The sequence below is a fragment of the Mesorhizobium sp. NPDC059054 genome (assembly GCF_042739215.1).
Taxonomy (GTDB): Bacteria; Pseudomonadota; Alphaproteobacteria; order Rhizobiales; family Rhizobiaceae; genus Mesorhizobium.
This window is the reverse complement of sequence record NZ_JBHYHV010000002.1, coordinates 482,563-507,746: the sequence shown is the minus strand read 5'-3', so window position 1 is coordinate 507,746 and position 25,184 is coordinate 482,563. Positions and strand designations below refer to the sequence as shown.

Annotated in this window: 21 protein-coding genes; 5 read left to right on the top strand and 16 right to left on the bottom strand. The window is 62.8% G+C overall.

Annotation, left to right across the window (positions count from 1 at the left end):
• Window positions 1-19 precede the first annotated feature (19 nt).
• Window positions 20-3,823, bottom strand: coding sequence for an AsmA family protein (locus ACFWXH_RS10155; RefSeq protein ID WP_379119817.1), 3,804 nt, complete (start codon window positions 3,821-3,823; stop codon window positions 20-22).
• Between the two features lie 225 nt (window positions 3,824-4,048).
• On the opposite strand from ACFWXH_RS10155, the gene ACFWXH_RS10150 reads away from it, so the two are divergent.
• Window positions 4,049-4,456 carry a DUF3011 domain-containing protein gene (locus ACFWXH_RS10150; RefSeq protein WP_379119815.1) on the top strand — a complete coding sequence of 136 codons (408 nt, stop codon included), beginning with the start codon at window positions 4,049-4,051 and terminating at the stop codon, window positions 4,454-4,456.
• A gap of 145 nt (window positions 4,457-4,601) precedes the next feature.
• Here ACFWXH_RS10150 and ACFWXH_RS10145 read toward each other — a convergent pair whose 3' ends face one another.
• The 10 genes from ACFWXH_RS10145 to ACFWXH_RS10100 form a co-directional block, all read right to left on the bottom strand.
• Window positions 4,602-5,744, bottom strand: coding sequence for a M24 family metallopeptidase (locus ACFWXH_RS10145; RefSeq protein WP_379119813.1), 1,143 nt, complete (start codon window positions 5,742-5,744; stop codon window positions 4,602-4,604).
• A 97-nt stretch (window positions 5,745-5,841) separates the two neighbouring features.
• Window positions 5,842-6,873, bottom strand: coding sequence for a proline racemase family protein (locus ACFWXH_RS10140; RefSeq protein WP_379119811.1), 1,032 nt, complete (start codon window positions 6,871-6,873; stop codon window positions 5,842-5,844).
• A gap of 10 nt (window positions 6,874-6,883) precedes the next feature.
• Window positions 6,884-8,575, bottom strand: a complete 1,692-nt coding sequence (locus ACFWXH_RS10135) for an aconitase X (RefSeq protein WP_379119809.1) — start codon at window positions 8,573-8,575, stop codon at window positions 6,884-6,886.
• Complete coding sequence (locus tag ACFWXH_RS10130) at window positions 8,572-9,573, bottom strand: 4-hydroxyproline epimerase (protein WP_379119807.1); 1,002 nt, start codon at window positions 9,571-9,573, stop codon at window positions 8,572-8,574. The genes ACFWXH_RS10135 and ACFWXH_RS10130 overlap by 4 nt, the downstream gene beginning before the upstream one ends.
• Window positions 9,574-9,587: 14 nt before the next feature.
• Window positions 9,588-10,835 carry an NAD(P)/FAD-dependent oxidoreductase gene (locus ACFWXH_RS10125; RefSeq protein WP_379119805.1) on the bottom strand — a complete coding sequence of 416 codons (1,248 nt, stop codon included), beginning with the start codon at window positions 10,833-10,835 and terminating at the stop codon, window positions 9,588-9,590.
• A 7-nt stretch (window positions 10,836-10,842) separates the two neighbouring features.
• Complete coding sequence (locus ACFWXH_RS10120; protein WP_379119803.1) at window positions 10,843-11,565, bottom strand: amino acid ABC transporter ATP-binding protein; 723 nt, start codon at window positions 11,563-11,565, stop codon at window positions 10,843-10,845.
• Window positions 11,558-12,211, bottom strand: a complete 654-nt coding sequence (locus ACFWXH_RS10115; protein ID WP_379119801.1) for an amino acid ABC transporter permease — start codon at window positions 12,209-12,211, stop codon at window positions 11,558-11,560. The genes ACFWXH_RS10120 and ACFWXH_RS10115 overlap by 8 nt, the downstream gene beginning before the upstream one ends.
• 12 nt (window positions 12,212-12,223) lie before the next feature.
• Window positions 12,224-12,889, bottom strand: a complete 666-nt coding sequence (locus ACFWXH_RS10110; protein WP_379119799.1) for an amino acid ABC transporter permease — start codon at window positions 12,887-12,889, stop codon at window positions 12,224-12,226.
• A gap of 63 nt (window positions 12,890-12,952) precedes the next feature.
• Window positions 12,953-13,759, bottom strand: a complete 807-nt coding sequence (locus ACFWXH_RS10105; RefSeq protein ID WP_379119797.1) for a transporter substrate-binding domain-containing protein — start codon at window positions 13,757-13,759, stop codon at window positions 12,953-12,955.
• A 146-nt stretch (window positions 13,760-13,905) separates the two neighbouring features.
• Complete coding sequence (locus tag ACFWXH_RS10100) at window positions 13,906-15,423, bottom strand: aldehyde dehydrogenase (NADP(+)) (protein ID WP_379119795.1); 1,518 nt, start codon at window positions 15,421-15,423, stop codon at window positions 13,906-13,908.
• A 121-nt stretch (window positions 15,424-15,544) separates the two neighbouring features.
• Between ACFWXH_RS10100 and ACFWXH_RS10095 the strand changes: the two genes are divergently transcribed.
• Entirely contained in the window at window positions 15,545-16,582 is a 1,038-nt protein-coding gene (locus ACFWXH_RS10095) for an Ldh family oxidoreductase (RefSeq protein WP_379119793.1), read from the top strand.
• Window positions 16,583-16,672: 90 nt separating this feature from the next.
• Here ACFWXH_RS10095 and ACFWXH_RS10090 read toward each other — a convergent pair whose 3' ends face one another.
• The 3 genes from ACFWXH_RS10090 to ACFWXH_RS10080 form a co-directional block, all read right to left on the bottom strand.
• The gene (locus tag ACFWXH_RS10090; protein ID WP_379119790.1) at window positions 16,673-17,635 is read right to left on the bottom strand and encodes a dihydrodipicolinate synthase family protein; all 963 of its coding nucleotides are present in this window, start codon (window positions 17,633-17,635) and stop codon (window positions 16,673-16,675) included.
• A gap of 127 nt (window positions 17,636-17,762) precedes the next feature.
• Window positions 17,763-18,467, bottom strand: a complete 705-nt coding sequence (locus tag ACFWXH_RS10085) for a GntR family transcriptional regulator (protein WP_054308211.1) — start codon at window positions 18,465-18,467, stop codon at window positions 17,763-17,765.
• Window positions 18,468-18,619: 152 nt separating this feature from the next.
• Window positions 18,620-20,029 carry an FAD-binding oxidoreductase gene (locus ACFWXH_RS10080; protein ID WP_379119787.1) on the bottom strand — a complete coding sequence of 470 codons (1,410 nt, stop codon included), beginning with the start codon at window positions 20,027-20,029 and terminating at the stop codon, window positions 18,620-18,622.
• A gap of 148 nt (window positions 20,030-20,177) precedes the next feature.
• On the opposite strand from ACFWXH_RS10080, the gene ACFWXH_RS10075 reads away from it, so the two are divergent.
• The gene (locus ACFWXH_RS10075) at window positions 20,178-20,663 is read left to right on the top strand and encodes a thioesterase family protein (protein WP_379119785.1); all 486 of its coding nucleotides are present in this window, start codon (window positions 20,178-20,180) and stop codon (window positions 20,661-20,663) included.
• 246 nt (window positions 20,664-20,909) lie between these two features.
• Entirely contained in the window at window positions 20,910-21,107 is a 198-nt protein-coding gene (locus tag ACFWXH_RS10070; protein WP_054308214.1) for a hypothetical protein, read from the top strand.
• Between the two features lie 81 nt (window positions 21,108-21,188).
• Here ACFWXH_RS10070 and ACFWXH_RS10065 read toward each other — a convergent pair whose 3' ends face one another.
• Both ACFWXH_RS10065 and ACFWXH_RS10060 read right to left on the bottom strand, forming a co-directional pair.
• Window positions 21,189-21,470, bottom strand: a complete 282-nt coding sequence (locus ACFWXH_RS10065) for a hypothetical protein (protein WP_054308215.1) — start codon at window positions 21,468-21,470, stop codon at window positions 21,189-21,191.
• A gap of 178 nt (window positions 21,471-21,648) precedes the next feature.
• Window positions 21,649-22,212: a glyoxalase superfamily protein gene (locus tag ACFWXH_RS10060; RefSeq protein ID WP_379119783.1), complete on the bottom strand. Its 564-nt coding sequence runs from the start codon at window positions 22,210-22,212 to the stop codon at window positions 21,649-21,651.
• 266 nt (window positions 22,213-22,478) lie between these two features.
• Between ACFWXH_RS10060 and ACFWXH_RS10055 the strand changes: the two genes are divergently transcribed.
• Entirely contained in the window at window positions 22,479-25,184 is a 2,706-nt protein-coding gene (locus ACFWXH_RS10055) for an ATP-dependent helicase (protein WP_379119781.1), read from the top strand.

The following is a 25,184-nucleotide window of genomic DNA, read 5'->3' as shown; positions in this document are numbered from 1 at the left end:
CGCCCCGGTTGCGACGCGCTTATTGCAGCGTTTTCAGGAAATCCTGGATCGAAAACGGCTCCAGCTTCTGCACCGGCGCAGCAGGTGACGGCTCGGCTGCCCGGCGCTCAGCGTCCAGCTTTGCCTTCTCTTCTTGCGCCGTACGGATCGCAGCTTCGGCCTTGCGTCGCTCTTCTTCGGCAGCTTCCGCAAGCGCTTGTTCGGCACGCGCCTTCTCTTCAGCCTCGGCTCGTGCTTTTGCTTCCGCATCTGCCTTGGCTTCGGCCTCCGCCTTCAGTCGCGCTTCTTGCTCGGCCTTTCGTTTCTCTTCCTCGATGCGGCGCCTTTCTTCCTCCGCGCGGTCACGTTCCTCCTGGAGGGCGGCGTAGTATCGGGCCTCGCGCCGCAACCGTTGCTTTTCCAGCAGCGCGGCCTGCATGGCCTCCACCCGCTGCTGCTCTCTCTCCAGCGCACGCTGGGTAAGGAACTGCGCCAGCGGCGCACTGTCAAAGATGCGTTTCGGTGCCTCGACCGGCCCCTCGACACTATAGTTCAGCGCTGGATCCGAACCGATCAGAGCCTCATCGCCCGCCTTGTAGGTGAGAGTGCCACGCGCCGCCACCGTGCCGGCTGCAAGATCGGCGGAAACATCCGCCGACAAGACGGACGTCGGTGTATCGAAGCTCACCGGCGGTGCGCGCAGCACACCGCCGGCCAAAGTAAAGGCGATGTCGGCGTCGCGCACGACGAAGGAACCCTGCCCGGCGATCTCCGGCGCGAACGCAGCCGTTCGCGGTGCATCGATATCGCGGCCGACACCATCCGCCCTGGCAAGCAGTGCCGGCAATGCATCGGCGTTCAGATTGGCGATCGTCACGCCCTTGAGCGAGGCGGTTCCCGAACCGGCAAGCGAAGCCACCATCGCATCGATGGACTTGCCGCTCGTGGTCACGCTGGTGGTAAACGTACCCGCGCCCGAGAGACCGGAAGCAGGCAGAAGCTTGGAAAGATCAGCGCCCGTCAGCGTCGCCTGGCCATTGAGCAGTCCGGTACCGTCATTGTTCTTCAGGTCGAACAGGCCAGTGATTTCACCGCCGTACAACCTCGCCTTCAATTTGGAGATACCGAGCCCGTCATCTCCCAGTTTCAACGACAGCATCGCATCGTCGGCCGCCACCAGCGGACCGGCCAGCAATTTCACCACAGCCAGTTCGATATCCGCGCTCACCTGCAGCGCCGGTTTGGCGGCAAACGGTGTCTTTGGCCAACTGGTACCGTCGCCAACCAACGCATCATTGCCGAACAACATTGCCGCCAGCGGGTCGAGATCAAGCGTGTCCAGTGCCAACTGTCCGCTCAGATGAGGCTTGGCAGCATCGAAGCCAGCAGCGACATCGCCGGACAGAGCGGTACCTGCGGCACTCCCTTTGAGGCCCGAAAAGGCGACGCGGTTGTTGCCATAGTCGGCCTCGGCGGCCAGTGCCACAGCAGCGCCCATGCCCATGCCGGGCAGTGCAACGCCCGTCGTCATCAGCCAGGGCTCTATATCGGCTGTATCGAGAGCCACCTTACCCTTGGCTGCCAGTCCCTGCGGAGTATCGGTCACCGTGCCGTCGAAGCGCGCGCGCAGATCCGGGCCCCAAAGATTGAAGGCAGTCGCAGCGCCCTCGGCAAGTGTACCTCTGGCCGTGATGTCGGTTGTCGCCTCTCCTACCATGCCGAGCGGCAACGCCGGCAGGCCATAGAGCGCCAGAAGCGCTGCGGCATCTGGGTTCTTGGCGTCAAAGGTCAGCGAGAACGGAGCCTTGGCCACCTCGCCCGGTTGACCATGTGCCGACAGCGAGACGGACATCGCCGAACCGCCGGTTGCTCCTTTGCCGGACAGCGCCAGCCCAGTGGTTCCGTCGCCGTTGTCCGCTGCGCTCATCACCACGTCGAGGCGCGTATCCCGGTAGAGGCCGGGATAGGCCTTGCCACGCTCCGAAAGTGCCGCAAGCAACCGGCTGTCGGGAAAGCGGGCTGCGGCGGCATCGACCAGCGGCGCTAGGTCGGGCGCCAGCAGCGAGGCATCCAGGCTGCCGGTCGGTCCCTTGGGGAAATCCTTCATGCGGCCCGTAGCGCTGATTGACGCACCCGCCAGCCCGCCGATCGACAGTTTGTCGATTTCCAGCATGCCGGCCCGCAGCCGCAAAGCCGTATCCAGCTTTTCGGCCGAAAAACCCCAGGCGTCGACCGGTCCCGCCTTGATCTTGGCGTCGAGATCGGCATCGGCGAAGCGGTTTGCTCCCTTGTCCGATACGAAGAGCGCCGCAAAGGCCGTCAGCCCCTCGACATCGAGCGCCCCGCCTTCCAGCCTCGTGACGACGGCCGGCTTGCCGTCGGCCGGCTGGCTGGCGTCGAGACTGCCGCGAAAACTCGCCTTCCCCAGCGCCAGCTCGAGATCGTCGAATTTCTGCCGGGCATCGGTCAGATCGACTTTGGCGCTGAACCCTGCCGTGGGAAGGCGCCGAACCGCTTCATCGACATCCTGAGACAGCCATGCCGCAAAACCGGAAGGTTGCGCGACCGCAAGCAGCAGCGAACCGGTGAAACGCACCTTGCCGTCGACGCCAAGCTGCCCATTGGCCTCCAGCGTGGTACGGCCGGGTAAGATCGCGGCCAACGACTTCACCGCCCAGCCGCCCGCGGCCGGCTCGGCGGAAATGGCAACGTCGCGAATGGTCGTGTCGCCGGCCACCACTGCAGGCAGCCTCACTTCGACGGAGCCAGGCATCGCCGGTTTCGGCAATGCCAGGAGCACCCGCTCGAGCGCCGCAATGCGCTGCGGCAGCGCTGCCGTCCCTTCCTTGCCAGGCGTTTCCTCGAACTGCACCCGTGCGCCGCTCGCCTCGATGGCGAAGCGTGGATCGGCACCAAGGTCGATCGAAGCCTTACCGTCGGCGGTATAAGGATTGTCGAGCGGTCCAGTCTCTAGGCGGAATTCGTCGACGGCGAGCTTGCGATGGTCAAGCTCGAATTTGCCACTCAACCGATAGGTAGGTGGTGCCTTGGCGCCCACCCCTGCAGATCCGCCATCCGGCTTCGCCGCTGCGCCCAGTTGGGCTCCATTGTCACCCAGGAAACGAAACTGACCGGAATAAAGAGCCCGCCCATTCTCGACGCCGGCATTGCCGTCGGCCTCGACCGACAAGGGGTAGCCATCGGGATCGGCCTTGACCCGAAGCGCGATCTTGCCGACCCCGTCGGCCTTGCCGGTTGTTACCGACAGATGCGTAGCGATGCCATCAGCCTTCAGTGCGCCTTCCGCGCGCCATGGTCCCGCCAGCGATTTCGCCGACACTGTCGCGTTGATGTCCGACAGCTTGGTGACACGGCCGCTGGCCTCCTGGCGCAGTTCGACCATCCCGTCGGTCACCGTCAGCTTCTCGATCGCTACCTGCGCCGGATTGAAAGGGGAGGACGGCCGGACCGCCCAATCCACCTTGCCGTCGGCGGCAATGCCGATAGCGACTTTCGGCTTCACCAGCCGCATATCGAAGATCAACACCTCGCCGCGCAGGAATGGGGCGAGTTCAGCGTCCATCGAGAAGGTCTCGACGGTCATCGCGGGTTCGCCACCCGCGCCACCTGCCACGGAGACATCGCTGAAGGTTACCGACGGGAACGGCAAAAGCCGTGCCGTGGCACTGCCCTTCACCGTTACCTTGCGGCCAAGGATGGTGCTTGCCTCGCGTTCGAAATCGGCACGGTAGCCCGTCCAATCGATGAACGGCGGCACCACCAGCGCCGCAAGCAGCGCCAGCACGAACAGGCCACCGAAAATCACGAACAGGCGGGCGAGCATTACCCTGAGACCATTGAATTGAAATATGCCCGCAATCTAGCGGCAATACTGCGTTGATAAAGTGGCATCTCGCAATCCGTTACATTTGTCGGTGCATTCGTGAATTTCCTTGATCGAAAAATGCCCAAATCTCATAGGGATAATCGCCTTGTTGTCATCCTGCGGCATCTTGTGCGGCCGAGGACGTTTCATAAAATGAGCACATCCGGAAAAAGAGATCGCGCTGTGATCAAAATTGCCGCCGCTTCACTGATTGGTTTTGCAGCCCTGGTCGGGGTTACCACGTTGCCCGCTCATGCCGGACGCACGGTCACATGCTCGTCCGATGGTGACCAGTACAACGAATGCCAAGCCGATTTCCGTTCCGCCGTCATCGTGCGACAGAAATCGGACAGCCCCTGCATCCGCAACCGCACCTGGGGCTACGACCGCGGTTCCGGCACCATCTGGGTCGACGGTGGCTGCCGCGCAGTCTTCGGCGAAGGTTCGCCCAGCCGTCGCGTTGTGCGTCGCTATTCCGATGATCCATTCGGCCCACCGGTGGTCGAACCGCGCCGCTATGATCCCTACTATGATCGCCGCTACCGCGAGCGCCGTGACGACGACGATTGCTTCTACAACGGCGACTGCTGAGAAGCTGCAAATTCGCGGGATTTCACTATGACGGTTTTGCGCGGCTCGACTTCAGTCGGGCCGCTCAACATACAGATACAGATTTTGAGTATCCCACCGGCTTATGACCGGCTTGGATCGCAGCGTTCAGCGGCTTCTGAAGACCTCAACCAAACGGCTCGGTCGGCCCTTTGGCTGGCCTTGTGAACCATTTGGGGCCGTCTTCAGTCATGTGGATATGGTCCTCCAGCCGAATTCCGAAGCGCTCAGGCACAACGATCATAGGCTCGTTGGAAAAACACATGCCAGGGCTGAGAAGCATATCGTTGCCCCGGACGATGTATGGTTCTTCATGGATTTCCAATCCGAGGCCGTGCCCTGCCCGGTGCGGCAGACCTGGCAACCTGTAGTCCGGCCCGAGGCCATGGCGCGCCATGACCGCTCGCGCCGCATCGTCGAGACGATGACAGGGAGTGCCTAGCTGCGCAGCCTCGAACACCGCTTGCTGGGCCTCGCGTTCATATTGCCAGATACGTGCATAGTCGGCTTCGGGTTCATCAATCAGATAGCTGCGCGTCAGATCCGAATGATAGCCGTCGATGCGCGTGCCGGTATCGACAAGAATGGCCTGGCCTCGCTGCAGGACTTGGTCGCCATCGGCTCCGTGGGGAAGCGATGTGGCTGCGCCAAATGAAACAATGCAGAAGGTGGAACCGCCGGAAGCCCCCAGCGCCCTGTGCTGCTCGTCGATGTAACGAGCCACCTCGGAGGCACGAATGCCGGGCTTCATGATCGCATGGGCGCGCTTGTGCACTTCGAGCGTCAGTTCCATGGCATATGTGATCAGCGCGATCTCCGCGGCCGATTTGTAGAGCCGCAATGCGCGAATGAGGTGCGTCCCGTCGCCCAGACGCTCGATGCCCAGAGCTCGGACCAGAGCGTGATAAATGAAGAGCGGCAGGGCGTCGTCGAGCGCGATCACCCCACTCGGCCCCGCCAGCGAAGCGACCAGTGCCGCAGGGTTCTCTTCTTCCTCCCAGGTCGCGATGTCAGCGCGCAGATGCGGCAGCGTCTCGACGCGGCTGCGTTCGAAAGCGGGAACGATGTAGGTGAGCGAAGTCGGCGTCACCAGCGCGCCAAGCATACGCTCGCTCTGGCGCCAGACGAGACCGGTGAAATAGCGAAGACTCTCCGAAGAGCCGAGCAGGACCGCGGAGACGCCGTTGGCGTCCATTTTTTCCCGCAACCTTTGAAGCCGGCCTCGTCTTTCGGCATCGGTGATCGCGGCTGGACGGGCTGAGAGGGACATGTTTGCTCCTGATCAGGATCTTGTAACGGCGGGGTCGGAATTTGCGTGAGGCAGCAACCTACTCCGCGATCCGAGCCGCAGTCGTAGTGGCAGCCACCTATGCTTTCTTCGGCCAGGTGTCGGCAAGCCTGTAGCCTTCCGGCCACGGGTCGTCGGGGTCGAGCATGTGCTGGTGCGTGCCGGTGATCCAGGCGCGGCCCGAGATTTCCGGCAGCACCGCCGGGCGGCCACCCACGGTCGTGGTGCCGACGATGCGGCCCGTGAAGGTCGAACCGATCACCGAAACCGCCGTGAATCGATCTTCCAAGCCCATCTGACCGCGCGCATGCAACACGGCCATCCGCGCCGACAAAGCAGTCCCCGTCGGTGAACGGTCGACCTTGCCCGGCTGGATCGCCACGGCGGCACCGGCACGCAAGCCCTCGGCAGTGCGCTCGACTGCACCGGCGAACAGGCAGAACGAGAAGTGCTTCCAGTCCGGATTTTCCGGGTGGTTGAAACCAAGAGCGGCATTGGCCGCGTTGGTGATGCGCACGCCAAGCCGCGCTATATCGAGCGTTTCGTCCGGCTTGAGGGCAAAGCCCATCGCGGCCGCGTCGACGATGACGAACGAGTCACCGCCATAGGCGGTGTCGACGGTGAGCGTGCCAAGTCCTTCGACTTCCAGCTTTGCATCCAGGCGCTCGGCAAAACTCGGCAGGTTGCGCACGAAGATGCGCTCGGCCTTGCCGTTGCGGCATTCCGCCCGCACGCGCACCAGTCCGCCTGGTGCTTCCAGCGTGATCTCCGTCACCGGCTCCCGCATCGGCAGGATGCCACTGTCCAGCAGCACGGTCGAAACGCAGATCGAGTTCGATCCCGACATGGGTGGCGTGTCTTCCGGCTCCATGATGATGAAGGCCGCGTCCGCCTCCGGATGCTTCGGCGGTACCAGCAAATTGACGTGCCGGAACACGCCACCGCGCGGCTCGTTCAGCACGAAATTGCGCAAGGTGTTGTCGCGGGCAATCCAGCGGCTCTGCTCCCAGATCGTGTCGCCCGGCGGCGGTGTAACACCACCGACGATCACGTCGCCTACCTCGCCTTCGGCATGCGCTGAAATCACGTGAATTGTTTTCGAACTGCGCATCGCAAACTCCTCAGGAAAGCCAGGTAGGCAGGCGCACCGGCGCGCGCCCGGTCAGTGCGGCGGTCACGCAATCGGCGAGGCTTCCGAGGCGTACCGCACGGCCTGACAGGCCGGGGCCGTAGTGGGCGTATTTGCCGGAATTGGTCATGACGGCGCGCGTGCGCGTCGGGAACACCGGCTCTGAAATCGAGCACCAGCACAGGTCTGGCACCACCTGCACGCCGCTTTGTTCAAGCCGCGACAGCGTCCCGTCATTGCGGGCATCGGCTATGACGGCGTTGCCCGCGGTGACGATGACCGCCGCATCCGGATGGCGTTTGCGTCCATCGAGCACGGCCGCCAGCGAGCGGCATTCCTGCAGCGATGCGTGCGGACTGCCGATGGCGACGAGTTCGATCTCTTCCGGCCCCGCGTTGAGATTCTTCCATGCTGCGGCTAGGTCGGTCCGCGTGATGACGGCATGGTCGGCGTCAGCTGCACCGGCACCATCGGCTTCAGGCGTCACCCCTTCGACATGCAACATTGGAGCGGCTGAGGTGGTTCCAAACGCCGCGCACAGCGCCTTGAGATCGTCGCGTGACGGTCGAGCTTCACCAAGTCCACGCAGCAGCGGGATGCGGTCCGGCGCGGCATGGCCGGCGAGATAGCCGAGCAGTGGCCAGAACGCATCGTCGACACCAGTTGGAACTTCCACATCGATGACACGTCGGGCCTTGCGGTGTTCGTCGAGATAGACGCCGGAGAGCGGGGCACGTCCCGTCAGGGCAATGCACAGATCAAGGAAATCCGGATGTTTCGCGGTGCGGGCACCGAGCACCGAATTGGCAAAGATGACCGCGTTGGACTCCGCCCAGGCGATGGCCTCGCCGCCCTTCGGCGCGCTGTCGAGCAGATAGGGCGAACAGGTGAAAGTCGGTCGGCAACCCATCCGCACATAAGCATCGGCGAGGCGCGCGGCAGGATCGCCGAAATCGTGCGGTACGCCCTGCGCCTGCCAGTTGGCGCGGTCGACCGAAATGGCATTCATTGTCGTGGGAACCCGAACCCGCGCTCCGAGCTCCGCCATTTTTTCAGCGAAGGTCAGATTGGCCGGGCTGGCATAGATGCAGCCGTCTATATGCGCCTGTGTCACGTCCACCAGGCTGCGCGCGCCTTGCTGCACGGCCATGGCGCAGATGATGCGCATGGCCTGCTGCACCGCGATGCCATCCCGCCCGTTCGCCATGGCATGATCGGCTTCTGTCAAGTTGAGTGCGCTGCTAGCCGGTGGACTGACCGATAGGCTCAGGCCGTCGGCTTCGATCGCCGTATCGCTTATCCGTGCGGTCTTCGCACTGGCCAGCGCGGCAAAGGCCTGCGGCGTCAGGCGCAGGACCGGAAGCGGTTTGCCGAAAAGTTCCGATGCGATCAGCGCCCCGAGGGTCAGTACATCCTCGGCTTCCGAAAAGATGAGCGCTGCCGGTGCCCGTCCGTTCAGCACGAGGTCCAGCAACACGCCGGAACCGGTGCAGGAACCGCGGCTCGACGGCATCATCAGGATGGCGTCGGTAAGGCAGCTTCCGTGTAGCGGATGATGCACGTCGATCACACGCGCCGTAGCCGGATCGACGCCGCCCCAAAAACTCAGCGCTTCCTGTGTCGCGACGACGGCCCCTTGGGCTGAGCCGCCAAGAATCGACCGGGCGGGAGAGCTCTCGTTCACTTGACGACGAACCCGTGCGCGAAAGGATCTCGATCGTCGATGAAAATGGTGTTGAAGCCGGTCATGCGGGCCCAGCCGGCGATCGAAGGAACGATCGCGTCGCGATCCGCAACCTTCGTCGCCGCCTCGACACGGCCGCTGAACAGCGAACCGATGATCGATTCATGCACGAATTCGTCGCCGACCTTCAGCTTGCCCTTGGCGGCAAGCTGCGCCATGCGGGCCGAAGTGCCGGTTCCGCAGGGCGAGCGATCGATCGCCTTCTCGCCATAGAAGACCGCGTTGCGGGCATGAGCGCCATCTTGCGTCGGCTTGCCGGTCCATTGGATGTGGCTGAGGCCCTTGATCTCGGGATGCAGCGGATGGACGAACTCGTATTTCGCGTTGAGCGCGGCGCGCAGCTTCGGCGACCAGCCAACCAACTCGCCCGCAGTATGATCGGCCATGTCGCGGAAATTCTTCTGCGGCTCGACGATGGCGTAGAAATTACCGCCATAGGCGACATCGACGACGATCTCGCCAAGCCCCTCGACCTCCGCCGTCAGCCCTTCGGCATAAAGGAAACCTGGAACGTTGGTGAGGCGCACTTCCTCTACGAAACGGCCTTCCTGGCGATAGGTGATATCGACCTTGCCGGCAGGCGCATCGATCGAAAGCTTGCCGGGTTCGCGTGGCGTGATCAGGCCGTTCTCGATGCCCATGGTGATGGTGCCGATCGTGCCGTGGCCACACATCGGCAGGCAGCCGGAAGTCTCGATGAACAGCACCGCAACGTCGCAATCGGGTCGTGTCGGCGGATACAGGATCGAGCCAGACATCATGTCATGCCCGCGCGGCTCGAACATCAGCCCGGTGCGGATCCAGTCGAATTCGCGCAGGAAATGCGCCCGCTTTTCCAGCATGTTCGCGCCTTCGAGGCGCGGCCCACCGCCCGAAACAAGGCGAACCGGGTTTCCGCAGGTGTGTCCGTCGATGCAGGAGAATGTGTGGGTTGCCATGGGCAGGACCTTGGTCAAAAGCGTTGCGGCGAGAAGGATGTAGTGTCGACGGCGGGCCGTTGCCCGGTCAAGAGATCGGCAACGATACGCGCCGTACCCGCCGACTGGGTCAAGCCAAGATGGCCATGACCGAAGGCGTGGACGATATGCGGCGTCGCCCGCGCGGTGCCGATCGCCGGCAGGCTGTCCGGCAGGGATGGGCGAAAGCCCATCCACTGTACCCCACCCTGCGGCTTCAGGCCGGGCAGGAAGGCCTTCGCCTTCTTCAGCATGGCCTCGGAGCGGCGGAAATTCGGCGGCAGTTTCAGGCCACCAAGCTCCACCGCGCCGCCAACGCGTATGCCGGTGGACAAACGGCTGACGACGAAGCCGTGACCACCGAAAGTCACCTGCGTACGCAGGTCGAAGGCGTCCTGCGGCAGGGTGGTGTTGTAGCCACGTTCGGTCTCGAGCGGGATGGTCTCGCCGATGGTGCTGGCGATCTTGTGCGAAAAGGCGCCGGCCGAAAGCACCACCTTGCGCGCTCGCCGCACGCCGCCATCCGCAGCAATGACCTCGACAGCACCCTCGACAGGGCGGAGCGCGGTGACTTCGACACGCTCGACCATCCCGCCCAGGGTGACGAAATGTTCGGCCAGTGCAAGCGTGTAAAGCCGTGGGTCGGCGATGGAATACCAGCCAGGCGTGAAGGTGCCGTGAGTGAAACGCGGCGCCAGACCAGGCTGGATTTCCGCGATCTCGGCTGCCTTGGTGAGATGCAGGAACTCGATGCCGTGTTCTTCCCGCGCCGCCCAGCCGGGCAGCGAAGCCTTGAACTCCATCTCGCCTTCATAAACCTGGAGATTGCCCTCCTTGCGCAGCATGGGCAGCGTGCCTGTCTGCTGCAGGAAAGGTTCCAGCTCAGCCTTCGACAAGTCCATCAGCGCGGTCTGGGCGGCGGTGGAGTGGGCCACACGCTTGGGTGAACAGGCGCGCCAGAAGCGGAACATCCAAGGTGCGATCTGGACTGCATAGGCCGGCGGCACCGACAACGGGCCGAGCGGATCAAGCAACCATTTCGGTGCTTTCTTGAGGATGCCCGGCGAGGCGAGCGGCAGGATATCGGTGAAGGCGAAAGCGCCTGCGTTACCGGCGGAAGCCCCGGCGGCTGGCCCCTCGCGATCCAGCACCGTGACATTCAGCCCGCGCGCCTGCGCGGCGATCGCCGCCGAGAGCCCGACGACCCCTGCCCCGATGACAATGACATCGACCTGCTTTTCCATTGCGCTCTCAATGCGTTGCCGCAAGGAACTTCTTCGTCTCGGCGTGCTGCGGCGCATCGAAGAGCTGCCCCGGCGGCGCGATTTCAGCCATGATCCCCTGGTGGAAGAAGGCAACGCGGTCGGACACCTCGCGAGCAAACTTCATTTCATGGGTCACGCAGATCATCGTCATGCCTTCGGAAGCGAGCATCCTCAGCGTATCCAGCACTTCGCCCACCAGCATCGGGTCGAGTGCCGAGGTCACTTCGTCAAACAGCATATATGTGGGAGACATGGCGAGCGCACGCGCAATCGCCATGCGCTGCTGCTGGCCACCCGACATGCGGCTTGGATAGACAGAAAGCTTCTCGGCGAGACCGACATGGGTCAGCTGCTTCACCGCGATTTCCTCGGCCTTCTCCTTCGGCAGGCCAAGCACCTTGCGCGGCGCCAGCATCACGTTTTCCAGCACGGTCAGATGCGGGAATGCATTCCATTGCTGGAAGACGATGCCCACTTTTTGCCGGAGCTTGTTGAGGTCGGTGCTCTTGGCGTGGACATCGGTGCCATCGATCACCACCCTGCCCGACGCGATCGTTTCAAGTCCGTTGATGCATGTAAGCAACGTCGACTTGCCCGAACCGGAGCCACCGATGACGGTGACGACCTCGCCTTTCCTGACGGTCAGGTCGATGCCTTTCAGGACCTCCAGCGAGCCGAAGGATTTGTGGACGTTTTCGATCTCAATCATTGGGTGACCAGCGTTCTTCGAGATACCTGCCGAAGCGGGCAATGGGCAGGCTTATGACGAAATAGATGGCGCCGCACAGCAGCAGGATGAACAGCGGCTCCTGCAGGCGGGTGACGAGGATCTGCGAGGCGCGCAGCAGTTCGATGAGGCCGAGCCAAAGCACGAGCGCGGAATCCTTCATCACACCAAGCGTCAGGCCGATCCACGACGGCAACGACACGCGGGTGGCGAGCGGCGCCACGATGTAGCGCATGTCCTGCCACCAGGTCATGCCGAGCGATCGCGCAGCGCGGCGCGTGTTGACCGGCACCGAGTCGATACCGCCCCGAACGATCTCGGTGCAGTAGGCTGCAGTATAGAGCGATAGCACCACGCAAGACGTGGTGAAGGGCGGCCAGCCCAGCTTGGCGATGGACTGCAGGGCGTTGCCCAGCACGAGCTGGATCAGCAAGGGCACCGAGCGGAAAATATCCAGGGCAAAGGTGAGCGGCGCCGACCAGTAAGGTCCGAACTGGAAGCGGATGACGCCGAACAGGATGCCGAGCACCGTGCCGGCAGCAACTGAAACCGCCGTCACGGCAAGCGTCATGCCGGCGCCCTGGGCCAGGAAGGCGAGATCACTCCAGGTAAGAGCTGTGCTGAACATCCCTACCCTGCCTCAATAACGGAACATGCGCGCGGCAAGCAGGCGTGCAGCCAGCGTGACCGCCTTGGCGATGAGGTAATAGATCACCGCAGCAAGGGCGAAGAACTCGAAGGTGCGGAACGAGCGGGCGTTGAGTTCCTGTGTGACGCCGGCGAGATCGGAACTCATGCCGACGGTCACCCCGAGCGACGTCATCAGGATCGCCCAGACCATCTGGTTGGTGGCCGGCAGGAAAGCAATGCGCAGCATTTGCGGCAGGACAATGTAGCGGAACGCTTGTAGCGAGCTCATGCCCAGCGAACGGCCCGCGCGCGCCTGCGTCTCGGGAATGGCCTTGAGCGCGCCACGGAAATTCTCGGCGAGATAGCCGGCATTGTTGAAGGCGATGCCGGCGAGCAGTGCCGTGAAAGGACTGAGGTGGATGCCGAAATTGCCCAGGCCGAAATGCGCCATGTAGATCTGGAACAGCGCCGGCGTGTTGCGAGCCACTTCCACCCAGGCGGTGGCGACCCCGGAAAGGATACGATTGCCCGAAAGCCGGAACACCGTGAGCGCGATGGCTAGGGCAAGCCCTATCGCCATCGACAGAAGCGCAATTTCCAAAGTGACCAGCGCGCCGTCGAGCATTTGCGGCAATGCCCTGAACGCCTGGTTCCAGTGGAAGGTGTAGCTGAACATCGCCGCTTCGCCTTTCGGAAGAATCGGCGGCGCGGGACCCGCGCCGCCTGGGAAACGGTCAGATCAGCGGTAGACGCCGTTCACCGACAAGGACGGCAGATCGCCACCGACCCACTTCTTGTAGAGTTCGGCGTAACGACCGGTGCGGACCTGCTGGTTGATGAACAGGTTCAGGTAGTTGATGAGGCCGTATTCCTCGCGGTTGGTGAAGAGCGAGACATAGTCGATGTCATACGGCGCCTTGCCGACCACCGAAATGCCGGGGAACTTGCCGGTCTTCACATTGGCCTGTGCGACCGTCGAGGTGGACACGGTGGCATCGATCTGGCCCTGGCTGAGTGCCAGGAAGACATCGGCCTGGGTCTGGTAGGGACGGAATTCGCCGGCACCCCATTCCTTGACAGATTTTTCGAGCGCGATCGCTTCGAACGTGCCGGCGGTGGCGCCAACTGTCTTGCCCTTCATGTCCTCGAACGATTTGACGCCCGACTTGTCGTTGGCGGTGACCGCCATTTCGAAGGCGAAATAGGGAACGGTCATGCCGACGGTCTTGGCGCGTTCGAGCGTGTCGGAGGTCGAGGCGACGCCGACATCCACGCGGCCCGACATCAGGGCCGGGATGCGCTCCGGAAAGGGCGTCTCCACGATCTCGGCCGTCACGCCGAGCGCCTTGGCGAGATCGTTGCAATAGTCGACGTCGAAGCCGATCGGATTGTTGCTCGCATCGCGCGCGCCCATGGGCGGGAAGTCGAGCACCACGGCGCAGCGCAAGGTGCCGGAAGCGATGATGTCGTCGAGCTTGTCGGCGTATGCCTGACCGCTCAGCGCGGTTGCGGCCATGAGCCCGAAGGCGAGGACCGAGATCTTCATGTTTTGCTCTCTCCCTGAGTGTTGCCGGTCGGTAGACCGCGCGCACTATTTCGCGTCGTCGCGGACAAATCAATCACAAAATACAAATTGTATTCAGGGAGTATACGATTTTTATTTTTTGATCGATTGAATCGCTTTCTGACTCCTCAACCGGCGAAACTCTCAGGCAGCAGCGCTTCCGGAACGTTCTGATAGGCAACGGGGCGCAGGAAGCGGCGGATGGATAGAGTGCCGACGCTGGTCGCCCCGAAATTGGTCGAAGCCGGATAAGGCCCGCCATGAACCTGGGCATCGACCACCTCGACGCCGGTCGGAAAACCGTTGACCAGCACCCGGCCCGCCTTGCGTTCCAGGACAGGCATCAGGCGGCGCGCGGCCTCGACATCCCCTTCATCCATGTGAATGGTCGTGGTCAGCTGCCCTTCGAAGCCACGGGCGACCTCTTCCATCTCGTCCAGAGAACCAACCTTGACCACGAGGCCGAGCGGCCCGAAAACTTCTTCGCCCAGCGCATGGTCGGACACAAACTGCGCCCCTGTCGTCTCGAACAGATTGGGGGTCGCGGCGCGCCCCGCAGGTTCAGTCACCAGCAGAGGCTTGACCGAATTTCGCGCGGCAAAACGCGCCTGCCCGTCACGATAAGCCTTGGCGATGCCGTCCGTCAGCATGGTCTGCGCGCCGACCTTGCCGAGCGCGTCGGTCGTGGCCCCGATAAAACGATCAGCATCCGGGCCTTCGACCACCACGGCAATGCCGGGATTCGTGCAGAATTGCCCCGCGCCCAGCGTCAGCGAACCTGCCCAGCCCTGTCCCAGCGCCTCGGCGCGTGCCTTGACTGCCTCAGGCAACAACATCATCGGATTGACCGAGCCGAGTTCGCCGAAGAACGGAATCGGCTCCGGACGGGCGGCGCAGAGGTTGAAGAGCGCGCGGCCACCGGCGAGCGAGCCGGTAAAACCAACAGCCTTGATCAGCGGGTGCTGCACCAGGGCTTCGCCGACCTGGCGGTTACCACCCTGAATCAGCGAAAAGACGCCGGGATGCACACCGGTCTTTACGATCGCCGCCTCGATGGCCTGGGCGATGATCTCCCCAGTGCCGGGATGAGCCGAATGCCCCTTCACCACGACCGGGCAGCCGGCCGCCAATGCAGCTGCCGTGTCTCCACCCGCGGTCGAAAAAGCGAGTGGAAAGTTGGAAGCACCGAAGACGGCGACCGGCCCGACCGGGCGCTGGATCAGCCTGATCTCCGGCCGAGGTGCCGGCTGGCGTTCCGGCAGGGCCGCGTCGACGCGGCGGTCAAGGTAGTCACCCTTTTCGATATGGTCGGCAAAGAGGCGAAGCTGACCGGTCGTACGCCCGCGTTCGCCCTGAAGCCGCGCTTCCGGCAAGCCGGTCTCCTGACTGCCTATTTCTGTGATCGCCTCGGCGCGCGCCTCGATCTCGTCAGCAATGGCACGCAGAAAGGCCGCCCGCGCAGCCCGCGACGAATAGGCGTAGCTCCAGAAGGCTTCTTCGGCGGCCTCGCAGGCGCGATTCACCAGATCCACGCTGCCGACAGCGAAGGCGTGCGCAGGACCATGTGCCGGAGCACTTTCGAAGGTGCCCGCGCCATCAAGCCAAGCGCCCGCAATGAGGTGTTTTCCCTTGGGGGTAAAAGCCATGTGAGGTTCCTGTCCTGGAAATACAAAGGCGGCTCGCGCCGAATTGCGATTGTCGATTATTTGTATACTCTATGTATGCATATAATCAACTCAATCACCTACCTGTATCGAGAGGAAGACCATGCCTGCAACCACCACCATGCCAATCGTCACGCTTAACGAGCGTGTCGAGGCAATCTTCAAAAAGGCGGGGTTGAACAACATCCAGGCCGGAGCTCTTGCCCGCGTCATCGTCGCGGCGGAACGAGACGCCTGCAAATCACATGGTATCTACCGGATCGAGGGCGCGCTGCGCACCGTCAAGGCCGAAAAGGTCGCCCCGGATGCTGTACCGGAACTGGTGCAGCAGGACCACGCTGCGATCGTACGGGTGGACGCCAGCCGCGGCTTCGCCAATCCCGCCTTCGAACTTGGCCTGCCGGTGCTCGTGGAACGGACCCGCGCGCTGGGTCTGGCGGCGCTTGTCATCAACGACTGCACACACTTCTCGGCACTGTGGCCGGAAGTGGAGGCTTTGGCGGGATACGGCCTCGCCGGACTTGCCATGTGCCCGAGCTACTCCACGGTCGCGCCTGCCGGTGGCAACAAGCCGTTGCTCGGCACCAATCCCTTGGCCTTCGGCTGGCCGCGCCCAGGCAAATCACCCTATGTTTTCGACTTTGCCACCTCCGTCGCGGCCCGCGGCGAGATCGAGCTGCACCGCCGCGCCGGCAAGCCTTTGCCCGAAGGCTGGGCGATCGATGCCGAAGGACAGCCCACCACCGATCCGGAAGCCGCGCTTACCGGTGCGATGCTGCCTTTCGGTGGCCACAAGGGCTCCGCGATCAGCACCATGATCGAGCTCCTTGCGGGCATCATGATCGGCGACCTGATCAGCCCGCAGGTGCTCGACTACCTTGGCACCACCACGCTTGCCCCGCCGCATGGTGAACTCGTCATCGCCTTTTCTCCCGAGGCTTTTGCCAAAGGCCGTGACGGCAATCCATTGGAGCGCGCACAGGTCCTGTTCGACGCGATTGCCGGTCAGGGTGCCCGCCTGCCGTCGCAGCGCCGTTACGCAGCCCGCGCAAGATCAGAGATCGAAGGCATCGCTCTTACCACAGCCGAAATGCAACAGCTCGACAGGCTGCTCGCGCTGGGGCTTGAGGCCGTCGCCTGAAGCACCCGTGCCGCCTGATTGACGCCTTCCCGCCATCAACAAAAAAGCCCTCCACCGGAGGGCTTTTCTCGGAGCCGAGGCTCGGGCGGGTCAGCCCTTGTGCTTCTGTACAGCGCCAGGCAGCTTGCTCCACTCGGCATACCAGGTGTTGAAGAGCTTGAACTGTGCCTCGCAGTAGCCGCGCTGGCTGTCGGTCAGGGCGTCTGTCTCATTGAAGTGCAGCGTGTATTCCTTGTCACCCTTCAGCACCATCATGTGCTTGAAGTACAGAACAAGGTCCGGGCCTTCATCGAAGGAGGACAGAACGGCCAGCGCCTGCTCCAGCTCCTGAGCGCGCTGGCGCGCGTCGACGTCACCTGTCGCTGCGGCCTGGGACAGATTGCAGAGGTGGATAACCTCTTTCGGCAGCACATTGCCGATGCCCGTGATGGCTCCCGTCGCGCCACAATTGACGAAGCCATGGAAGACAGCGGTATCGACCCCGATCATCAGCGACACACCGTCGTCGCGGCTGGTGATGTTCTCGGCCGCATAACGCAGGTCGGCATGACCGCCGAATTCCTTGAAGCCGACGAGGTTGGAGTGCTCGGCCCGTAGTGCGAAGAACAGATCGGCACGCGTGGCGAAGCCATAATAGGGACTGTTGTAGATCACCGCAGGAAGATCGGGCGCCGCCGACAGGATCGCCTTGAAATGCGCTTTCTGGGCAGTCAGCGACGAGCCACGCGACAGCACGCGCGGGATCACCATCAAGCCCTGCGCGCCGACCTTTTGGGCATGGGCGGCATGCGCCACGGCGGATGCGCTGTTGATGGCGCCCGTGCCGACGATCACCGGCACACCGGCCTTGACCAGGCGCTCAACGCCTTCCATGCGTTGCGCATCGGTCAAAAGCGGCCAATCGCCCATCGAACCGCAATAGACGACTGCCGACATGCCGTCTGCGATCAGCTGCTTGCCCTTGGCGACGAGGGCGTCGAAATCAGGGCTGCGGTCCGCCTTGCACGGTGTCATCAAAGCCGGAATTACGCCGGAGAAAATCCTCGCCTTCATCTCAAAAGCTCCCTGTTGGCCTGTCGCTTCGGCAGAAGACGCCATGGCGCAGCCGTGCGCAATCCCTGCTTTCGGCAGTAATTATACTCTTTGGATTTTATTTGTCGACAAGAAATCGACAACGATTTCACAGGGCGACGTTCAGATGCCCGCCGCGTGTGAAAAGCTTCTGGATCTGGTCGACGATCTGCTCCGCATGCACCTTCGCCAGCCGATCGGCCGCCTCGACATCGCGGGCGGCAATGACCGCGATCATATCCTCATGCTCGTCGACAAAACGCTGCGGCAAACGATCGTCATAAGACTGATAGTAAAGACGCAGAAGCCGCCGTCCTTCATTGAGAAGCCGTCCGAAGAGACCCGTGAAATATGGGTTGCGACCTGCTTCCGCGATTGCCGAGTGCAAGGCGGCATTGGTGGCGATCATCGCCAGCGCATCCTGTTCCTCTACTGCCTTGGCGAATTCAGCTTGATGCGCGCGGATCACCCTCAAGTCCTCTGGACGATGATGTTCGGCAGCCAGGCGCGTGGTGATGCGATACATCAACACCAAGGCATCGAAATACGTATGCATATTCATAAAATCGATATTCGACACCATGGTCGACCGGTTGGGCAGCGTGTCGATCAGCCCCTCGCCGGCCAGTCGCACCAGGGCCTCGCGAATGGGCGTACGCGACATCTTGAACCGCTCGGCCAGTTGCACCTCATCGATCGGACTGCCCGGCGGCAGCACAAGATCGAGGATTTCGTCGCGTAGGAGGTCGTAGACGACCTTCACACCGGAGCCACGCTTGCGTTCTGGGCGGGAGGTCTTGTCGGCAGCGGTCATCTTAAAACCCTCATGTCGACAAAATGCATACGTTCCACAGGCGCACGGATCAAGGCTGGATGCGGTTAGATCACATCCTGGAGGGCGCCCGCGGTCTGTCAGCGCACAACGGAAACGGTCAACCCCGCTCCAACCGTCCTGCAAAGAGCGATCTAGACCGGCAGGATCTTGCCAGGGTTCATGATGTTGTAGGGATCGAGCACGCGTTTGATCTGCCGCATCACTTCGACACCGTGACCATGCTCGGCCTTCAAGAAACCCACCTTGCCCTGGCCGACGCCATGCTCGCCGGTGCAGGTGCCCTCCATGGCAATCGCGCGCATGTTGAGCCGGGCGACGAACCGCTCGACCAGGGCCACCTCGCCGGCATTCTCGGGATCCATCAATGCCAGTACATGGAAGTTGCCATCGCCGGCATGGCCGACGATGGGCGCGATCAAGCCCATTTCGGCGATGTCGGCCTCGGTCTCCGCCACGCATTCAGCCAAACGCGAGATCGGCACGCAGACATCCGTCGACAGCCCCTTGGCGCCGGGCCTGAGCGTCAGCGATGCCCAATAGGCGTCGTGGCGCGCCTTCCAGAGCTTGCTGCGCTCCTCGGCCACGGCTGTCCACAGGAATGGCCCACCGCCATTCTCTTCTGCGACCATAGCAAAGGTTTCGGCCTGTTCGGCCACACCGGCGTCGCTACCGTGAAATTCGAGGAACAGGCACGGGCTCTCGGGATAATCCAGCTTGGAATAGGTCTTCATCGCCCGCATCTGCAGCGCGTTGACCAGTTCGATACGGGCGACAGGAATGCCCATCTGGATGGTCTGGATCACCGCCTGCGATGCCGCCTCCAGCGTCGGGAACGGACACACGCCTCCCGAGATGGCTTGCGGAATGCCCTGCAGTTTCAGCGTCAGTTCCGTGATGATCCCGAGCGTGCCTTCCGAGCCGACCAGGAGGCGGGTGAGATCGTAGCCAGCCGAACTCTTCTTGGCGCGCCGGCCGGTCGTCACGATTTCGCCGTCCGCCATGACGGCGATCAGCGACAGCACGTTCTCGCGCATCGTGCCGTAGCGGACCGCATTGGTGCCCGACGCGCGCGTCGCCGCCATGCCGCCAAGCGTGGCATTGGCACCGGGATCGATCGGGAAGAACAGGCCGGTATCGCGCAGATGCTGGTTGAGTTGCTCGCGCGTCACGCCGGGTTCCACCCGGCAATCCAGATCCTCGGCATTGACCGCAAGGATCCGGTTCATACGCGAGAGATCGACGGAAATGCCACCGCCCGGCGCGTTGACGTGGCCTTCCAGCGACGTGCCGACGCCGAAGGCGATGACCGGCACGCGATGCTCGGCGCAGGCGCGCACCACCGACTGCACTTCTTCTGTCGTCTCGCAGAACGCGACGCCGTCCGGCGCCTGGGTAGGAATGTAGGTGGTGGTGTGGGCGTGCTGTTCACGGATCGCCTGCCCGGTCTGGAATCGCTCGCCGAGCTGCTGTTTCAGAATGCCGAGAACGGCAGCAATGCCATTCTCATTGCGCTCGACCGGTACGAGGTCGCTCAGAGCCATGCTTTCCTCCGCGATTGGACCATCGCGGCCCTTGTTCTCGAGTTAAAGCTGCTTAAAGCATGTCGCGCAAAAGTGTGCAGCGGTTTTGCGATAACGACATGCGCGAAACAAAGATCTGCGTGCACGCTTTGCCAGAGGAAACATCGCAATGTCCATCCCCGCCCCTTTTGTCTCCCGCGTCATGGACATCGAGAAGGACTGGATCGATTACAACGGCCACCTCAACATGGCCTACTACAATGTCCTGTTCGACCGTTGTTCGGATGATGCGTTTGAGCTGATGGGCATGGGGCCGAACTACGCCCGAGACCGCAAGCTCACCATCTACACGGCCGAGGTGCATGTCTGCTACGTGCAGGAGCTGCATCTCGACCACAAGGTGACAGCAACCTTCCAGCTTCTCGACCATGACGAGAAGCGGTTACGCGTCTATCAGGAAATCCGCCATGTCGACGGCTGGCTGGCGGCGACGTCGGAATCGCTTTCGCTGCATGTCGACATGGCCGGGCCGAAGGTCGCTCCCTTCCCGGCTGACGTGTTGGCCAAGATCGAGGCGATGCGCGAGGCTCACGCAGGCCTGGCCGTGCCGGAGCGCGCCGGCCGCTCGATCGGCATCCGCCGCAAGGCTGGCTGAAGCAATTCCCGGAGAAGTGTGAAGCGGTTTTCCGTCCGGAATTGCTTCAAACAGGAGACGGAGCGGATCGCCGTTTCCGTGAAACGGTGAACCGCTCCGGGCAGAGCCGTTAACCTTAATCAATATTGAACGGGGGAGAACCTGTTTGCCGCGTTGAGCGAATCAACGGCGCGCTGGAGAAGGCTCCCTAGGGGTGGACAGGAAGCCTTGGAGAAGGGTCAGAGGAAATCTGGCCCAAGCACGCGCATGAAAATCGATATCGAGGCTCTCTCGCAAAAGCTGGCCGCCGATCCGCGTATCAGCGACTACGACTTCTGGCGTTCGTTGAAGAACCTCAACAACGAAATCTTCCAGATCGCAAACTCTAACGAGCCGATTCCCTTCGACATGCTGCGCTGGCGCGCCGTCATCAAGCAGGCGCGATCCAAACGCGGCCCCGCCTGATCTCACAACCAGGCTCTGGTTGGCTCATAGCAAAACCCGATAATACGCTGAATTTCCTGATCGATCGCGCGACGCGATCGATCAGGCGAGCGCCAGAGTCGACAGAAGCGCCAGCAGGAAAGAAGCCGCCACCATGGCGGCATAGGCGCGTGGCAGATCGAACAGGATCATGTGGCCGGCGATCCAGGCGGTACCCGCTGCGCCCAGCGCATAGAGGAAGCCGTTGCGGTGACCATAGACCAGATTGGCCGCCATCAAGCCGCCGATGATGAGCGCACCGAAAACCACGATCACGGCAATGGCTGCCTTGTCGAAATTGTCGTCCACCGTGGTCGGGGGTTTGGAGTCGAACGGTTCTTGCATGGCCTCGCCTTGAATGGTTGGCGCGGACAGATTTAACCGACCGCACCAAAGGAGCAAAGACTAAACTCGCCCGCCGCGACGATAACAAGGCGCCAGTGTGGATTTCGGGAAACGCTTGCCGAAAATATTGCGGAGCGGACGATGAACGCTTCTATTCCCGGGCGCCGAGACGCCTGGATCAATCGTCTTTGACGATCTCCATGAAGCGGATGCGATTGCCGAACGGGTCGATCACCTCGACCTCCAGCCGGCCGTCCTCCTTCTCCAGTCCCGGGTTCATATAACGATATCTCTTCGCCGCCAGCTCGCGTTGGAACGCCTCGACACCGCTCATATAGACGACCATGTTGCCGCCGGGGCTGGCGTCGCCCGAATGTTCGGACAGATGCAACCTGAGACCGGCCCGCGACACCTGGGTGTAGAGCGGGGAGTTGTCCTCGTAGCGGTGCTCCCAATCGACGCTGAATCCGAGGAAACCCAGATAGAACTCATGGGCCTTGGCGACATCGAAGATGCGCAAGATCGGCACGGCTTGTTCGAAGGCAATGCCTCTGCCCACCTTGCCAACGAGTGCCCCGCCCTCGCCGCGCTCGATCCGGGCGGACAGGATGTTCCAGCTCTCGAGGCCGAACTGGCGGGCCACGATCTCCAGCGCCTCGGAATGGGGAATGTCGACGTTCTTGGCGGCAAGCGCCTCGCGCATGGCTTTTGCCATCGCCTTGGCGTCCAGGAATGTACGCATGGTCTGCGATCCTTCTCGTCGGGACGAAAAGCCTCACCGGGGCCCGCATTGCCGGTGCCTTCGTCCCAGGGACAAGGACCAGACTGAATCATGACGACGCATTCGCCATACCTTTTCAAGGCGCGGACTGCCGGCTGCGTCGAGCCGTCGCCGAACGCTATCCATGTCGCATCAAGCCGTCAACACGGGTCAAAGCCGTCGAATCCTGGAACAGTGTATGAACATTGCTGGCCTTTCTCGCCCGAATCACTACATTCGGAAACGAAATGGCCGGCGATCACGACATGCCCTTCTTTGACGAGGACGACGCTCCGCGCTTCGACGCCGCGCGCGCATCTTCTTCGCAGGCAGCTCCGTCCGGCATCGCGGCCCGCGCCATGGCAGCGCGCCAGGGTCACAACAACCCGCCCGAGTACCTGAAGGGCCTCAACCCCGAACAGCGGCAGGCGGTGGAAACCACCGAAGGCCCGGTGCTGGTCCTGGCCGGCGCCGGCACCGGCAAGACGCGCGTGCTCACCACCCGCATCGCGCACATCCTGGCCACCGGCCGCGCCTTCCCGAGCCAGATCCTCGCCGTCACCTTCACCAACAAGGCCGCGCGCGAAATGAAGCATCGCATCGGCGTCCTTGTCGGCGAGGCGATCGAAGGCATGCCATGGCTGGGCACGTTCCACTCCATCGGCGTCAAGCTGTTGCGCCGCCATGCCGAGCTCGCCGGGCTGCGCTCGGATTTCACCATCCTCGACACCGACGATGTCACCCGCCTCATCAAGCAGCTGATTCAGGCCGAGGGGCTGGACGACAAGCGCTGGGCGCCGCGTACCTTCGCGCAAATGGTCGACAGTTGGAAGAACAAGGGCCTCGCTCCCGACGAAATCCCGGAGGGTGACGCACGCGCCTTCGCCAATGGCCGGGGTCGTGAGCTGTACCGCGCCTATCAGGACCGGTTGACCACGCTGAACGCCTGCGACTTCGGCGATCTGCTGCTGCACCCGATCCGCATCTTCCGCAAGCACCATGACGTGCTGGCCGAATACCACCGCAAGTTCAAATACATACTGGTAGACGAGTACCAGGACACCAACACCGCGCAATATATGTGGCTGAGACTGCTGGCACAGCGGCCGAAACAGTCCAGCGCAGTCCCCACGACCGAAGGTCGCGGGCCCGACTGGGCGACCGAGCCGTCGCGAGGCCCCCGCGGAGCGCCCGCGTCGTCAGGCGCGGAACAGCGCGCGAGCGAGAACAGGGTCAATATCTGCTGCGTCGGCGACGACGATCAATCGATCTATGGCTGGCGCGGTGCTGAGGTGGACAACATCCTGCGCTTCGAGAAGGACTTTCCCGGCGCAACCGTCATCCGCCTGGAGCGCAATTATCGCTCCACCGCCCATATCCTGGGTGCTGCCGCCCATCTCATCGCCCACAATGAGGGCCGCCTCGGCAAGACGCTGTTCACGGACCGGCCGGATCCGGAAGACCCCAGGGTCAATGTGCATGCGGCCTGGGATTCGGATGAGGAAGCGCGCGCCGTCGGCGAGGTCATAGAGGCCTATCAGCGCGATCGTCACAAGCTGAACGACATGGCCATCCTGGTGCGCGCTTCGTTCCAGATGCGCTCCTTCGAGGATCGCTTCATCGAGATCGGCCTCAACTATCGCGTCATCGGTGGCCCCCGCTTCTACGAACGCCAGGAAATCCGCGACGCTATGGCCTTCATGCGCGTCGTCGCCAATTCCGGCGACGACCTCGCTTTCGAGCGCATCGTCAACGTGCCGAAACGCGGCCTGGGCGACGCCACCATCCGCCAGATCCACGACACTGCGCGTGCGCTCGGCGTGCCGATGCTGGAGGCCTCCGCCCGCCTTGCCGAAAGCGATGAGCTGAAGCCCAAGCCACGCGCGGCGCTGCGCGAAGTCGCCGCCAACTTCATGCGTTGGCAGAGCCTGATCGATTCCACACCGCACACCGAACTCGCCGAGATGATCCTCGAGGAGAGCGGTTACACCGACATGTGGAAGAACGACCGTTCCGCGGAAGCCCCTGGCCGGCTGGAAAACCTCAAGGAGCTGATCCGCTCCATGGAGGAATATGAATCGCTGCGCGCCTTCCTCGAACATGTCGCTCTGGTGATGGACGCCGAGCAGAATGAGGGCCTCGACGCTGTCTCCATCATGACGCTGCATTCGGCCAAGGGCCTGGAGTTCGAGACCGTGTTCTTGCCTGGCTGGGAGGAAGGCCTTTTCCCTCACCAGCGTGCGCTGGACGAAGGCGGTCGTTCAGGATTGGAGGAAGAGCGGCGGCTGGCCTATGTCGGCGTCACCCGTGCCAAGAAGAACCTGCACATCTGGTTCGTCTCCAATCGCCGCATCCATGGATTGTGGCAATCGACCATCCCGTCCCGCTTCCTCGACGAATTGCCGGAAGCGCATGTCGAGGTGCAGGAAGGTGGTGGCCCCAGCTACGGCGGCTACGGCAATCCTTATGGCGGCGGTGCCTTCGCCTCGGGCCGAGGCGGCTTCTCGGCCGGGCGCCAAAATCCGTATGGTGCCTCGCGCTTCGACAGCATCGGCTCGCCGTCGGGCGGCCGGGCCGCGCGCGGCGATCAGGGTGGCTCCTTCTCCAACAGCTACGCCACGCCTGGCTGGCAGCGCGCCCAGCAGAACCGCACCGAAGCGACGGACCGCAACTGGGGCACACGCAGCGGCCACCAGGTCGAGCGCATCGGTTATGGTGAGGTCGATTCCGGCTATGGCGCCGGCCGCACCTCGGTAAAAGGCCGCACCATCGAAGGCGAACTGGTGGCGAAGTCGGTGGCGGACGCGCCTTCGGCCTTCAATGTTGGCGACCGTGTCTTCCACCAGAAGTTCGGCAACGGCAACATCGCGGCGATCGACGGCAACAAGCTGACCATCGATTTCGACCGCGCCGGCCAGAAGAAGGTGCTGGACGGGTTCGTGAAGGCGGTGTGA